The 380-nt window shown below is 41.3% G+C and carries 1 pseudogene; it reads right to left on the bottom strand.

From position 1 onward, the window contains the following. A pseudogene (locus IQR33_RS33170) lies at window positions 1-280 on the bottom strand (hypothetical protein); the annotation flags it as partial. Between the last annotated feature and the right edge of the window lie 100 nt (window positions 281-380).

Here is a 380-nt window from a genome sequence, read left to right as displayed (position 1 = left end):
AGTAACTAACAAGCCCAGAAAAGTAGTGCTGCTTCGTTATTTTGTGTGGTAATAAGCTTAGCCTTTGGTAAATTTCCCTGACAATATCATCCCGATTTGCTAACACCTCATTCCCTGATCTAATTTGCTTTACTGTCGGGACGTTACGATAGCGCAGGCGATAAATGTGAGATTTTATGCCATTACCAGTGTCTAAAACCATATCTTCAAAGTGAAGTGGGATAATTGGTGATCGGGTCTTCTCTATCGCAATTTTGGTACGCTTTCGTCCTTGAATCATAGTGACCCCTCTAGATCATCAAAAGCGCCAATATAGTCCAGTACGTCCTCGTAGATTTCATCGGCGGAAGGCATATCTTGTGCTATTTTCAGGTATTCTA

The organism is Vibrio sp. OPT46 (assembly GCF_015163535.1).
GTDB classification, from domain to species: domain Bacteria; phylum Pseudomonadota; class Gammaproteobacteria; order Enterobacterales; family Vibrionaceae; genus Vibrio; species Vibrio alginolyticus.
This window is presented reverse-complemented; position numbering and strand designations above follow the sequence as displayed.